Raw genomic sequence first — 12,963 nt, 5'->3', positions numbered from 1 at the left:
GGGAAGCGACGGTGGCGGCCGTCGGGGCGTGGTTCGTGCTTTAGGCCTGCACGACACCGAGCAGAACGGCCTTGGCAATCGCCTGGAAGCGGTTGTTGGCGCGGAATTTCAGGATAATTCCGGCTTCGAGATCCCTGGTCTCGTCATGCTTCAGGTCGAGCGCCCGGGCGATGCGCTGGGTGGAATAGCCTTCGGCCATCAGTTCCAGACAGCGAAGTTCCCGCGGGGTGAGGCTGGAACTGTCCTGATTGTCGTTGAGCGGCTGCGTCTCGATGCTGTCGTCGAAATCGAGGAGATCGCCGACCTGCTGGAGCTGGCGGTGCAGTGTCGACATCTCGGCCGTCAGTTCGCGCTTGCGCGCCTGCAGGGCCTCGCGGAAGATCGCTTCGGCCGATTCCTGCGAATCGGCGCCGCGAAGCTCGTCCATCAGTTCCTGGATGACGGCAATCGGCATGCCCGTCTCGCGACAGACGGTGATGACCGCCATGCGCATCACGTCATCCTGGCCGTAGACCCGCATGAGGCCGATACGATTGGCCGAAATCAACCCTTTTTCTTCGTAAAAATGCAGTGTCCTGTGCGTAACGCCGAATGCGTTAGCCATATCGGCAATGGGCACGGGACCGTCTGGCAGATCCGGCGGCAGCGCGGCCGAAGGCAGAAACCGGTATTTCGACCGGGCCTCCGACGCAATACCGGCGGTAGCAAACAGGCGTTTGGAACCGTCTGGCATGAACCCTCCTAGGGCATCGTGTTGCACCTCATGCTGATTTGCCAGTTGCTTCCCGGGCGCGGCGAGTGGGGTTTTCCTCTAGGCATTCTTATCGTGGGAAAGAAGCAGTACGCGGCCTACGTTTACGCGATACAATGTCCACGTTATGCGTGAACGATCTTTTTTATAAGTGCTAAAAATAATCTCTTTTAAATGGGATAGCAACGTGACTGCATATTTTGCGCCGGCTGTCGGGTGTGCTGCAGCAAAATGTCTGCTGCGCTGCGGTATCTGACGGTCGTCTTCAAAGGCGACGGGAATTACTATTTGCGGTACGCGCGGGGTGCGCCCATCAGCGATCTGCATCGCATCCATCTGCGAATCTCGTTGGCCATCGCACGGCACTTGGCTTAAAAGCAGGGCCTCTTATTTCCGTGACCGATGGATATCAGCCATGCCCGCCAAGCTCTCCGTGAACCTCAACGCCATCGCCATGCTGCGCAACCGGCGCGATCTGCCCTGGCCGAGCGTCGAAGCGCTCGGACGAATGGCTCTTGCTTCCGGCGCCAGCGGATTGACGGTGCATCCGCGCCCCGACCAGCGGCATATAAGATTTTCCGACCTGCCCGTCATCCGCAACCTGATCGATGACGAATTCCCGAAGGCCGAGTTCAACATCGAGGGTTATCCCACCGACGAATTCCTCGATCTTTGCGCGGGTGCTGCCCCCGAGCAGGTGACGCTGGTACCGGACGACCCTTCGCAGGCGACCTCCGATCACGGCTGGGATTTCCGCAAACACCAGGCGTTCCTCACCGATGTCATCGCGCGGCTGAAGAAGATGGGATGCCGGGTCTCGCTCTTCGCCGACGGCGACGGCGATGCGGAAGCGGTCAAGATCGCCAAGGCGGTCGGCGCCGATCGGATCGAACTTTACACCGGCCCCTATGGCGGCTGCTACGACGCGCCGGAGCGGGCAGCGCCGATTCTCGAAGCGCTGGGGAAGACGGCGGATGCGGCGCTGGCCATCGGCCTTGGCGTGAATGCCGGGCATGATCTGACAGTGGCAAACCTGCCTGATCTGGTGAAGCGCATTCCGGATCTGGCCGAGGTCTCGATCGGCCATGGTCTTACCGCCGATGCGCTGGAATACGGCATGGCGGAAACGGTTCGGCGGTTCTGCCGGGCGTGCGGGCAGGTGGTTTGAGAGAAGAGGAGAATCCTGCGCCCAAGGACTTGGGCGCGCTGGATTCCTGTGACAGGCACAGGAATCCAACCACGGCGCGTCCGCGCCGTGAATGACTCATATGCGGTAACGGCCTTTTCATTCACAGTCCGGTTGTGCTGCATCCCTGCGACGTTGCGCAGGGATGAGCGAAAGGCTCAATGGCCGCCGGCCGCCGTCAGCACAGCCTTGTGCGCCACGAAGAAATCCTTCAGCGGCTGCGGCTGTCTGCCCGTCAGCTTGGAGAAGTCTCCGGTGAGGATGTCGAATTTGCCGGCGCGGATATTGGCGTCGGCCGACACCAGCATGTCGGCGACGAAGCCGGGGAGGCCGGCGCCGCGCATACCCTGGCCGAGCTGTTCGTCACTGACGTCGACCACTTCGAGCGGCTTGCCGGCGGCTTCGGAGACGATGGCGGCGATCTGTCGGTTGGTCAGCAGTTCAGCGCCGGTCAGCGTATAGGTGGCGCTTTCGGAGGTGCCGGAGGCAAGGGCGGCTGCGATCGCCAGGGCGCAGTCGTCGCGCGAAATGGTCGAGATCTTGCCGTCGCCCGTGGCACTGTACCATTTGCCGCCCTGAAGATTGTGCGGCATGCCGTGCAGGTAATTGTCGTGATACCAGGCGTCGCGAATGATCGTGTAGGCGATGCCGCTTGCCTTGATGGCATTTTCGCTGCCGAGGTGGTCGGGCGCGAAGGTGACGAGCGAATCGTCGGGCGCCGGCATCGAGGTATAGGCAATGTGCTTGACGCCTGCCTTGACGGCGGCAGCGACGGCGGCCTTGTGCTGGGCGAGGCGCTTGCCCGGGGTGTCAAGCGCGTCGGTGCTGATGATCAGCAGCCGGTCGACGCCTGAAAAAGCCTTCTCCAGGCCGGCCGCGTCATCGAAATCGGCCTTGCGGGTGACGACGCCCTTCTCTGCGAGAGCGGAGAGCTTCTCGGGGCTGCGTGTTGCCGCGACGATCCTCCCCGGGGCGACCTTATAGGTCTCGATGAGGTGGTGGATGACACGCTGGCCGAGCTGTCCGGCGGCGCCGGTGACCAGGATGGTTTCGCTCATACGTCATTTCCTTCTGCGTTTGACGGTGGTCTCAAAAAGAGACTAACACTAGAATAGGAATTGACTTCGCGGTGTAAAGGAGGCAGTTTTTCGGCTGCAAGTTACCAAAAGGGAACCACCAGATGAGGTCCTCAGCCTCAAGAACAGGATGCCGGGGATGCGGCGCGAGATCGATCTTTCCGGTCTCGATTTTTCCAATTGCCCGGTCAGGGACATGATGCAGCACATCGGCGGCAAATGGTCGACGCTGCTGCTGGAGGTGCTGGCGGCCGAGCCCCGACGCTTCGGCGAATTGCGGCGGATGCTGCCCGATATTTCGCAGCGCATGCTGACCCAGACGCTGCGCGACCTCCAGAGGGACGGTTATATCAATCGCGAAGTCTTCCCGACCAAGCCGCCGAGCGTCGAATATTCGATGACCGATCTCGGCCGTTCGCTTTACCAGCCGCTGTCGCAGCTTCTCAACTGGGCGGAGATGAATCATGAGGCCGTCCGCGCCGCCCGCTTGCGCTTCGATTCCGACAACGCTTAGCCATCATTCCTTCGTTCGCGTAAACAGGGATCGGAACAATTCCTCCGACCGTTGCAAACCTTCGTCGCTTAGAACGACCGATTTGGCCTTGCCGGCGGGATTTGCGATCAGGCCCTTCTTATACAACCGGTCCATCGCGTCCCAATCGAAACCCTTCCAGGCCCGGTCCCCATCATGTAGCGTCAGCCATAGCAAGGCCAGAACAGTGTCGTCGATCTTGTCTTCGTCTATGTCCATGCTCGCAATATCCCATAAAAACCGAAGATTCTGCAGCGGTGGATGCGTAAGCTGCTGCCCGAATGTCCGCATTTAGAAGCGGGCCTTGTCAAGGTGTCAGACATCAGTTCGGATTTTGCTTTCCTGCTTGTCGCGCCCTTCCGTCAGGAACAGCAGGAAGGCGAGCGCCGGGAAGCAGAAACCGATCCAGGCCGTCATCGTCCATCCGCCGGTCGCATAGGCCCAGCCACCGAGCGCCGAGCCGAGCGCGCCGCCGGCAAAGAAGGTGGCCATGAAGAGGCCGTTCAGCCGGCTGCGGTGTTCCGGGTTCAAGCCATAAATGGCGCGTTGGCCGCAGACGAGATTGGTCGTGACCCCGAAATCGAGCATGATCGCGGCCACGGTCAGAAGGATCAGGGCGGTGAGCGAGCCGTCGTTTGCGAAATGGCTGATCAGGAAGGACGCCATGCCGAGCAGCATGGCGATGGTCGAGGCGACCTTCGTCATGCCGCGGTCGGCGAGCCGGCCGGCAATCGGAGAGGCGATGGCGCCGGCTGCACCGGCGAGCGCAAAGAGGGCGATGCCGTTCTGCGTCAGGCCGAAGGCCGGGCTTGCGAGCAGCAGCGGCGTCGTCGTCCAGAACAGGCTGAAGGCGCCGAACATGCCGGCCTGATAAAGCGCCCGGCGCTGCAGCACGCGCGAGGTCAGCGCCAGATGGGCCATGGAGGCGAGCAGTTCGCCGTAACGCAGTTTCGTCTTCGGCCGCCGGACGGGCAGGTTGGCGCGCAGGACGACGGCGAGCGCGATCATCAATGCCGCCGTGACGTAATAGACCACATGCCAGGAGGAGGCCTCGGCGACGAAGCTCGCGAAGGGCCGCGCCAGCATGATGCCGCAGAGCAGGCCGCTCATGACGTTGCCGACGACCTGGCCGCGCGTTGCATCAGGCGCCATGTTGGCGGCGAAGGGAACCAGCACCTGAACGGCGACCGAGGACAGGCCGATGCAGAGCGAGGCGACGAGGAAGGTCGTGGGCGTCGACGACAGTGCCGCGCCGATCAGCGCAACGGCCGAGACAGCGATCAGCATCAACACCAGGCGGCGGTTTTCCGTGAGGTCGCCGAGCGGCACGATCAGCAGCAAGCCAAGGCCGTAGCCGATCTGCGTCAGTGTGACGATCAGGCCGGTCGCGGCCGGCGTGAAGCCGAGTTCGGCGCTGATCGGACCTGCAAGCGGCTGGCCGTAATAGAGATTGGCGGCCACCAGCCCGCAGGCGGCGGCGAAAAGGAAGGTGAGCCAGGGAGATAACGCCCGTGGAACGGCTTTATCCGGCGTGGTGGCTGAAACGCTCATCAGAAACTCCGGTGTGATTTAAAAATTTAGTGGCAAATTGTCCTGCCGCCACCCGTTTCCCGCCGGGAAAGTGCAGGGCATTTCCCCGGGAAATGTCAGGTCACCAGCTTCATCGCGGCTTCGGCCGCCGCCGCCATTTGCTCGCCGCTGCGTCCCGTCTTGCCGATGACGCGCATGCCCTTGGTGAGGCAGAGCAGGGCAAGGGCTACTCCCGACACATCGAGATCCGCCGAAATCGAGCCGTCGGACTGGCCGAGGCGGATGAGGTCGGCGAGAAGCGCCTCGTCGGTCGTGAAGGCGGTGGCGACCCGCTCGGCCGCCTCTTCGTCGAAGAGCGCGAGATCGCCGGCGCTGCCGACGACGAGGCAGCCCTGCCTGCCGATCTGCCCGTGTGAGGAGGAGGAAAAGAAGGTGATCAGCGCATGGAGCTTGTCGCGGCCCGTCTCGACTTCGGCGAGCCTGGCGTCGAGAAGGCCGCGGCGCACCGCGCGGTAGCGATCGAAGGCGGCAAGGAAGATGCCGCGTTTGTCGCCGAAGGCCTTGTAGACGCTGCCTGATGCAAGCCCCATGGCATCGGTGAGTTCGCTGATCGAGGCGGCGTTGTAGCCGCGTTCGGAAAAGACGCGCAGCGCCGCGTCGAGGGCGGCCTCTGCGTCGAATTCCCGCGGGCGGCCGCGGCCCCGGGACTTCGCTTGATGGTCGAGAGTCGTCGTGTTCATGTCTGCCTAATTAGGAAATGATCATTTCCAAATCAAGCAAAATTTTGCGCCGCAACAGAGGTGAATCACAAGGTCAGAACCCAGTTTTGGCCATTGGCTTCCGGACCGAACATCCGATGTCTCTCCTCGGAGACAAGGCGAAAGCCTGTTTTGACGTAAATGGCGCGGGCGGTTTCCAGCATGTCGTTGGTCCAGAGTTGGAGCTCGCTATAGCCCTTCTGCCTGCAAAAGCGGATGCATTCGTCGACCAGCAGCTTGCCGAGCCCAAGGCCGCGGGCTGATTTGTCGACATAAAGCAGCCGCAGCTTGGCGATGCCGCCGCCGCCATTGGTGACGAGGACGGAGCCGACATTGATACCGCCGCGTTCGGCGATCCAGCAATATTCGAGCGCCGGATCGAAATTGGCCAGGAATTTTCCGGCGACCTCGGCGACCAGCGCCTCGAAGCGCAGATCCCAGCCATATTCCTCGGTATAGAAGCGGCTCTGGCTCTGGACGATCCAGCCGATATCACCGGCGCGGTGGGCGCGGATGATGGCAGGCGCCGGTTTTGCGGTGGGGTCGAGCAGGGCGCGGATCGTGCCCATGGCACGCACCGCCGCCTCCGGCTCGCCGCGCGCCAGAGTGTCGAAACGCGCGGCGATCTGCGCGTTGGCGCGCCGGCCGAGTTCCTCGAACTGCTCTCGTCCCCGCTCGGTGACAGTGATGATCTGGCTGCGCAGGTCGGCCGGATCGGGACTGGTCTCGACCAGCCCCTCGGCGCGAAAGCGCTTGAGGATGCGGCTGAGATAGGCCGGGTCGAGATGCAGGTCGCGGACGAGGCTCACGGCGCTGACGCCGGCATGCGAGCCGATCTCGAACAGGATGCGGGCATCGGTCAGCGTGAAGGGCGAGTCGAGATAGGCCTTGTTCAGGAGGCCGAGGAAATTCGTATAGAAGCGGTTGAAATCGCGGGCGGTTTCGATGAGGGCGATATCGGACATGACAAAGATCTCCAGGTGGAGACATCGGTGCCTCCAGACGGAGATTTATCGGTCTGCTGACAAACGTCGCCCTTTACTCGACGTCATCCTCGGCCTTGTCCCGAGCATCTGCTGCCCTATCGACCGGAAGCAGATGCTCGGGACAGCCCGAGCATGACGAAAGAAGGCCGACTGTGTCGACAAACTGACAAAAGTCTCCGTGAAGGTCTTTGTCATGCATTTAGTTGACTGCGTCAACTAAATTGTCGATCCGATTCAGGCGGCTTCCTCTTCCGCTTCTTCCTCAGCCCCGAGCGCGAACTCCACTGCCGCACGGGCATGGATCGTGGTCGTGTCGAAACCCGGCAGCGGCAGGCGGTCGGGATCGAGGATCAGGCAGATCTCGGTGCAGCCGAGGATGATGCTGTCGGCGCCTTTTTCCATGGCGCGGTCGATGATCGCGATCAGCTTCTCGCGCGAACTATTGTGCACCCTGCCGGCGCAGAGTTCGTTGAAGATGATGTCGTGCACGGTGGTGCGGTCGGCAGCATCGGGCACCAGGATGTCGAGACCGAGGCCCTTCATGCGGTCGGCATAGAAGCCGTGCTCCATCGTGTAGCGGGTGGCGAGCAGCAGCGGGCGCTTGCGGCCGCTCGCATGCAGCGATTTCGCCGTCTCGTCGATGATGTGGATCAGCGGTACGGAGATCTTCTTGGCGACCTCGTCGGCGATCAGATGCATGGTGTTGGTGCAGATGAGGACGCAGCCGGCACCGCCTACCTGCAGGCGCAGCGCCACATCGGCGAGACGGCGGGCGGCCATATCCCAGTCGCCGGCCTTCTGAAGCGCGACGATTTCCTCGAAATTGACCGAATGCAGGATAAGCTCGGCCGAGGCGAGGCCACCCTTGCGGGCGCGCACCATCTCGTTGACGAGGCGATAATAGACCGCCGAACTTTCGAAACTCATGCCACCGATCAGGCCGATCGTTTCCATCTCTTCATGCTCCCATGCTTCGAGTTTCGAGAATGATGCCGCAATGCCCGCGCGCGGTGTTTGCGTTGTTTGTCCTCTGCGCCCAGTATGTGCTATTATTTTGCGCGATTTGGAGTGATCGCGCAAAATCAAGGCGGAAGGTTTATTTCTCACACATGCTGGATGATCGCGACAGACGCATTCTCGATATGCTGCAGAAGGATGCGGGCATCTCCGTGACCGACCTTGCTGAGCGCGTGGCACTTTCGGTGTCGGCCTGCTCACGGCGCATCCAGCGGCTGGAGGAAGCCGGCCATATCGCCCGGCGTATCGTCGTGCTCGATCGGGAGAAAATGGGTGTGCCGACGACGGTCTTCGCACTGGTGAAGACGGCGTACCATTCCGACGAATGGACGGAAAGCTTCCGCAGGATCATCAGCGACATTCCCGAGATCGTCGAGGCGCACCGGTTGACCGGCAATCACGATTATATACTGAAGATTGTCCTGCCCCGCGTCGAACATTACGACGTGATCTACAAGCAGATCGTGCGCAAGCTCGAGCTCTTCGACGTCTCGGCGTCGATCTCGATGGAAGAATTGAAACATGGAATGGCGATACCCGTGGGCTACGCCCGATGAAGAGTGTCATGCTGTAAAAAACAAGGTTTGATTGCGGGAAAGCCGACAATCCTCAGCGCCATCGATAGCTATTAATTTATCTCGATACGGAACGTTTTACGATATATTATGTTCACCTTTGGTTCAGGAGGAGGGGAGGATATTCCTCCTCTTGGAGGAAGAGGAGAATAGTCATGAGAAAGCTGGCAATCGTCACGTTAGGCTTGATCATGGGTGCCACCGGTGTCACGCCGGCTCAGGCGTTTCCGGCTATGAACCCACCCAGGATCGAAGCACAGCAGCAGATAGAGCAAGTGCAATGGCGTGGCCATGGTGGTCATTGGGGTGGCGGCTATCACGGAGGCGGGTATTACGGCCATCATCACAATGGATCAGGCTGGGGCTGGGCTCTCGGCGGTCTGGCCGTCGGCACCATCATCGGTGGCGCACTGGCGCAGCCCTATTACGGTTCGTATTACGGGTCGCCCTATGGCTATTATGGCTCGCCCTACGGCTACTACCGCAGGCCTTACGGCTATTACGGCGGCTACTATGGCAGGCCTTATCGGGCCTATGCGTCGTCCGCCTATTATGGAGGGGGCGGCAGCCACGAGAGCTGGTGCTATGCCCGTTATCGTTCGTACAGGGCGTACGACAATAGCTTCCAGCCCTATCATGGCCCCCGCCGTCAGTGCCTCGGTCCCTATTGATTGGCGCTGACGCATCTGCGTTATGAACTGGTCCCAGGCCGTCCAACGTCTTGCAAGCCGTTGGACGGCCTTTTTCGGCTGCGATCGGCGCAGGGGAGACATGCCGAAACAGCGGTTGCAACCTTCGCGGCGAAGGCCAAATTTGCTTTCAGCAAAATGTCGTAGAAGGGGCAGGTCATGAGCGATCATCATGTCGTCGTTGTCGGCGGCGGTTTCGGCGGGCTGCAGCTCGTCAACGGGTTGAAGGGCGCAGGGGTGAGGATCACGCTCGTCGACCGGCGCAACCATCATCTCTTCCAGCCGCTGCTCTATCAGGTGGCGACGACCATTCTCTCCACCTCGGAAATCGCCTGGCCGATCCGCCGCCTCTACGCCGACCGGCCCGATGTGACGGTGCTGCTCGGCGAGGTCACCGGCGTCGACAGCGGCGCGAAGACGGTTTCGTTACGCAACGGCATGACTCTCGGTTACGACACGCTGGTTCTGGCGACCGGAGCGACGCATGCCTATTTCGGCCGTGACGAATGGGAGCCGGTGGCGCCGGGCCTGAAGACGCTGGAAGACGCGACGACGATCCGCCGGCGCGTGCTGCTCGCCTTCGAGAAGGCGGAGCTGGAGGCCGATCCCGCCGTGCGCGATGCGCTGCTGACCTTCACCATCGTCGGCGCCGGGCCGACCGGCGTCGAACTTGCCGGCATCATCGCCGAGCTCGCGCATTTCACCCTGCCGAAGGAATTCCGCAACATCGATACGCGCAAGACCCGTGTCGTGCTGGCCGAGGCCGGCCCGCGGGTGCTGCCGACCTTCGCCGAGGAGCTTTCGGCCTATGCGCAGCAGGCGCTGGAGAAACTCGGGGTCGGGGTGCTTCTCGGCAAGCCGGTGACCGAGTGCAGCGCCAACGGCGTGCAGATCGGCGAGACCTTCGTGCCGAGCCGGACGATCGTCTGGGCGGCGGGCGTCACCGCCTCGCCGGCGGCCCGCTGGCTTGATGTGCCGGCCGACCGGGCAGGGCGCGTCACCGTCGAACAGGATCTGAGCGCGCCCGGCCTGCCCGACGTCTTCGTCATCGGCGATACCGCCTCGGTCATGCGCGAGGACGGCAAGCCGGTGCCCGGCATCGCGCCCGCCGCCAAGCAGCAGGGCGGTTACGTCGCCAAGGTCATCCGCGCCCGTCTATCGGGCAAACCGGCGCCGGCGCCCTTCAAATATCGGCACCAGGGGAGCCTGGCGACGATCGGCCAGAGTGCGGCGATCATCGATTTCGGCCGGATCAAGCTGAAGGGCTGGATCGCCTGGTGGATCTGGGGCATTGCCCATATCTACTTCCTGATTGGCACCCGCTCCCGCTTCTCCGTCGCCTGGAGCTGGCTGTGGATCTATCTCAGCGGCCAGCACAGCGCCCGGCTGATCACGCAGAGGGAGACGATGCGGGAGGAGGGGTAGGCATCCTGCGCTGCCTCCGGTCTCATCCTTGTACGTTGCAGTTGCTGTATAATGGGGTTGTGCGTCGGGGATGCGTGTCATCCCTGGGTTTTGAACTCGTACCTCAGCGAGCATCTCCGTCGCCATGTCTCCCGTGGGCAAGGGCGTGCCGTGTGACACCGGAAAAGATCCACCCATTGCACCTGAGCACGAGCGCCGATGCAGGGTGCTGGCTCACGTCAAAAAGGCGGCCCTTTCGAGCCGCCTTCCATTTCCTCAGGCCGCCAGCGAGGCGATGTCGATGACGAAGCGGTAGCGGACGTCGCTTTTCAGGACGCGTTCATAGGCTTCGTTGACCTGCTGGATGTCGATCTTCTCGATCTCGGAGACGATGTTGTGCTTGCCGCAGAAATCGAGCATTTCCTGGGTTTCCTTGATCGAGCCGATCATCGAGCCGGAGATGCTCTTGCGGCCGGGGATGATCGCGAAGGCATGGACCGGGATCGGATTCTCCGGCGCGCCGACGACCACGAAGGAGCCATCCACCTTGAGCAGGCCGAGATAGGCGTTCCAGTCGATCTCGGCGCTGACGGTGCAGATGATCAGGTCGAAGCTGCCGGCGAGCTTGGTGAAGGTTTCCGGGTCGTTGGTGGCATAATATTCCTTGGCGCCGAGCTTCAGACCGTCTTCCTTCTTGGAAAGGCTCTGGGAGAGAACGGTGATATCCGCGCCCATGGCCGAACCCAGCTTGACGCCCATATGGCCGAGGCCGCCCATGCCGACGATCGCGACCTTCTTGCCGGGGCCGGCATTCCAGTGGCGCAGCGGCGAATAGAGCGTGATGCCGGCGCAGAGCAGCGGCGCGGAGGCGTCGAGCGGCAGATTGTCCGGGATGGACATGACATAACCTTCTTTGACGACGATCGAGTCGGAATAGCCGCCCTGGGTGCGCGTCTTGCCGTCGGCTTCGAAGTCATTGTAGGTGCCGGAAAGACCCGGCATATACTGCTCGCGGTCGAGGTCGCGCTCGGCACAGCCGATGCAGGAATCGACGAAGCAGCCGACGCCGACGCGGTCGCCGACCTTGAATTTGGTGACGGCCGAGCCGACGGCGGAAACTATGCCGGCAATCTCATGGCCCGGCACGATCGGATAGACGGCGTTCTTCCACTCGTTGCGGACGGTGTGGATGTCCGAATGGCAGATACCGGCAAACTTGATGTCGATGACGACGTCATCGGGGTTCGGGTTGCGGCGCTCGAAGGTGAAAGGGGTCAGCGGCTTGGAAGCGTCGGTGGCGGCGTAGCCTCTTGCAATAGGCATGGGAACCTTCCTTTTCGTCTTTGGGAGGGGTTGAGCGGGATGGCGGACTATTGCCCGGAACGGCGGGAGAGGGTTAGAGCGATCCTCTCAGCTTTTTGCACGATCCTGCAAAAGTGAGGCGCCTATCTGTTTGCGAAACGGCCGAGGCACTCTAGATATGAGCGGTATCGACGGCGTCGGACAATCGACAGAAAGAGTTGCCGCATGACCTTGCCCTTCAGCCCCTATCAGGAAATCGTCGACATCGCGATGCGCTTTGCGCCTGGCGACGGTGAGTTCTCGACTGCCATCGGCAATCTTCACGTCAGCCGCCGGTCCAAACCCAGCGATCCCTTGCACAGCAGCTACCGGCCCTGTTTCGCCTTCGTGCTGCAGGGGGCGAAGAGCCTGCAGCTCGGCACGGAGCAGATCAGCTACGGCACCGGCGACTATCTCTTGACCTCGCTCGACCTGCCGGTCGCCTGGCGGGTCACGGAGGCAAGTCCCGAGGTTCCGCATCTCTGCCTGGGGTTGGCGATCGATTCCGAGAAGCTGCTGGATCTGCTCAGCCGCATCGATATTCCCCGCCCGGCCGCCCATACTGACGGGCAGCGCGGCATGGTGGTCAACGTCGCGCCGCCGGAGCTGATGGATGCCGCCGTCCGCCTGCTGCGTTTGCTCGATCGTCCAGGCGACATCCCCGCCATGGCGCCGCTGATCGAGCAGGAAATCCTCTACCGGGTGCTGACGGGACCGCACGGCGCCCGGCTGATCAACATCGCCACGGCAGACAGCCACAGCAATAGGATCGCCCGCGCCGTTGCCTGGCTGAAGGAGAATTTCGCGCGGCCGCTGCGCATCGAAGACCTTGCCGAGCGCGTCAATATGAGCGTGTCGTCATTCCATCACCATTTCAAGTCGGTGACGGCGATGACGCCGGTGCAGTATCAGAAGCAGCTTCGCCTGCACGAGGCGCGCCGGCTGATGCTCGTCGAGCGGCTCGATGCCGGCACGGCCGGACACCGCGTCGGCTATCAGAGCCCGTCGCAGTTCAGCCGCGAATACAGCCGTCTCTACGGCGCGTCGCCCGCCCGCGACGTCGACGGCGTGCGCGAGATCATGGCGGCGGAATAGCGCTGAAGACGTTCGGCGGCTGC

Annotated in this window: 15 protein-coding genes; 6 read left to right on the top strand and 9 right to left on the bottom strand. The window is 62.1% G+C overall.

The features are described 5' to 3' along the window. Window positions 1-40: 40 nt before the first annotated feature. Both CO666_RS02670 and CO666_RS33465 read right to left on the bottom strand, forming a co-directional pair. Window positions 41-733: a MerR family transcriptional regulator gene (locus tag CO666_RS02670; protein ID WP_097610615.1), complete on the bottom strand. Its 693-nt coding sequence runs from the start codon at window positions 731-733 to the stop codon at window positions 41-43. Between the two features lie 78 nt (window positions 734-811). Further along, window positions 812-1,087 (bottom strand): hypothetical protein, encoded by a 276-nt coding sequence (locus tag CO666_RS33465; RefSeq protein ID WP_143540222.1) that lies wholly within the window; start codon window positions 1,085-1,087, stop codon window positions 812-814. A 79-nt stretch (window positions 1,088-1,166) separates the two neighbouring features. On the opposite strand from CO666_RS33465, the gene CO666_RS02665 reads away from it, so the two are divergent. Further along, entirely contained in the window at window positions 1,167-1,919 is a 753-nt protein-coding gene (locus CO666_RS02665) for a pyridoxine 5'-phosphate synthase (protein WP_097610614.1), read from the top strand. A 176-nt stretch (window positions 1,920-2,095) separates the two neighbouring features. Here the strand turns inward: CO666_RS02665 and CO666_RS02660 are convergent, their stop codons facing one another. After that, the gene (locus tag CO666_RS02660) at window positions 2,096-2,995 is read right to left on the bottom strand and encodes an SDR family oxidoreductase (RefSeq protein ID WP_097610613.1); all 900 of its coding nucleotides are present in this window, start codon (window positions 2,993-2,995) and stop codon (window positions 2,096-2,098) included. A 148-nt stretch (window positions 2,996-3,143) separates the two neighbouring features. Here CO666_RS02660 and CO666_RS02655 point away from each other — a divergent pair, with 148 nt between their 5' ends. Further along, window positions 3,144-3,527, top strand: a complete 384-nt coding sequence (locus CO666_RS02655; RefSeq protein ID WP_097610612.1) for a winged helix-turn-helix transcriptional regulator — start codon at window positions 3,144-3,146, stop codon at window positions 3,525-3,527. Window positions 3,528-3,530: 3 nt separating this feature from the next. On the opposite strand, the gene CO666_RS02650 is transcribed toward CO666_RS02655, so the two are convergent. The 5 genes from CO666_RS02650 to CO666_RS02630 form a co-directional block, all read right to left on the bottom strand. After that, on the bottom strand, window positions 3,531-3,764 hold the full coding sequence (locus tag CO666_RS02650; protein ID WP_097610611.1) for a DUF6429 family protein: 234 nt from the start codon (window positions 3,762-3,764) through the stop codon (window positions 3,531-3,533). A 96-nt stretch (window positions 3,765-3,860) separates the two neighbouring features. Continuing rightward, window positions 3,861-5,096 carry an MFS transporter gene (locus tag CO666_RS02645; protein ID WP_097610610.1) on the bottom strand — a complete coding sequence of 412 codons (1,236 nt, stop codon included), beginning with the start codon at window positions 5,094-5,096 and terminating at the stop codon, window positions 3,861-3,863. A gap of 95 nt (window positions 5,097-5,191) precedes the next feature. Next, a complete protein-coding gene (locus tag CO666_RS02640) occupies window positions 5,192-5,815 on the bottom strand; it encodes a TetR/AcrR family transcriptional regulator (RefSeq protein WP_097610609.1) in 624 nt (207 codons plus the stop codon). Window positions 5,816-5,880: 65 nt separating this feature from the next. Further along, complete coding sequence (locus CO666_RS02635) at window positions 5,881-6,798, bottom strand: bifunctional helix-turn-helix transcriptional regulator/GNAT family N-acetyltransferase (RefSeq protein WP_097610608.1); 918 nt, start codon at window positions 6,796-6,798, stop codon at window positions 5,881-5,883. A 255-nt stretch (window positions 6,799-7,053) separates the two neighbouring features. Next, entirely contained in the window at window positions 7,054-7,773 is a 720-nt protein-coding gene (locus CO666_RS02630) for an aspartate/glutamate racemase family protein (RefSeq protein ID WP_097610607.1), read from the bottom strand. A gap of 155 nt (window positions 7,774-7,928) precedes the next feature. Here CO666_RS02630 and CO666_RS02625 point away from each other — a divergent pair, with 155 nt between their 5' ends. The 3 genes from CO666_RS02625 to CO666_RS02615 all read left to right on the top strand — a co-directional run bounded on the left by CO666_RS02625 (window position 7,929) and on the right by CO666_RS02615 (window position 10,525). Continuing rightward, window positions 7,929-8,393 (top strand): Lrp/AsnC family transcriptional regulator, encoded by a 465-nt coding sequence (locus tag CO666_RS02625; RefSeq protein WP_097610606.1) that lies wholly within the window; start codon window positions 7,929-7,931, stop codon window positions 8,391-8,393. 173 nt (window positions 8,394-8,566) lie between these two features. Next, window positions 8,567-9,082 (top strand): BA14K family protein, encoded by a 516-nt coding sequence (locus CO666_RS02620; RefSeq protein WP_097610605.1) that lies wholly within the window; start codon window positions 8,567-8,569, stop codon window positions 9,080-9,082. A 177-nt stretch (window positions 9,083-9,259) separates the two neighbouring features. Then, on the top strand, window positions 9,260-10,525 hold the full coding sequence (locus CO666_RS02615) for an NAD(P)/FAD-dependent oxidoreductase (protein ID WP_097610604.1): 1,266 nt from the start codon (window positions 9,260-9,262) through the stop codon (window positions 10,523-10,525). Window positions 10,526-10,780: 255 nt separating this feature from the next. On the opposite strand, the gene CO666_RS02610 is transcribed toward CO666_RS02615, so the two are convergent. Next, entirely contained in the window at window positions 10,781-11,827 is a 1,047-nt protein-coding gene (locus CO666_RS02610) for an NAD(P)-dependent alcohol dehydrogenase (protein WP_097610603.1), read from the bottom strand. A gap of 204 nt (window positions 11,828-12,031) precedes the next feature. Here CO666_RS02610 and CO666_RS02605 point away from each other — a divergent pair, with 204 nt between their 5' ends. After that, window positions 12,032-12,940 (top strand): AraC family transcriptional regulator, encoded by a 909-nt coding sequence (locus CO666_RS02605; RefSeq protein WP_097610602.1) that lies wholly within the window; start codon window positions 12,032-12,034, stop codon window positions 12,938-12,940. Window positions 12,941-12,963: the final 23 nt, after the last annotated feature.

It is taken from the genome of Rhizobium chutanense (assembly GCF_002531935.1).
Lineage (GTDB): Bacteria > Pseudomonadota > Alphaproteobacteria > Rhizobiales > Rhizobiaceae > Rhizobium > Rhizobium chutanense.
The sequence above is the reverse complement of the archived record's forward strand: the minus strand, read 5'-3'. Positions and strand labels throughout refer to the sequence as shown.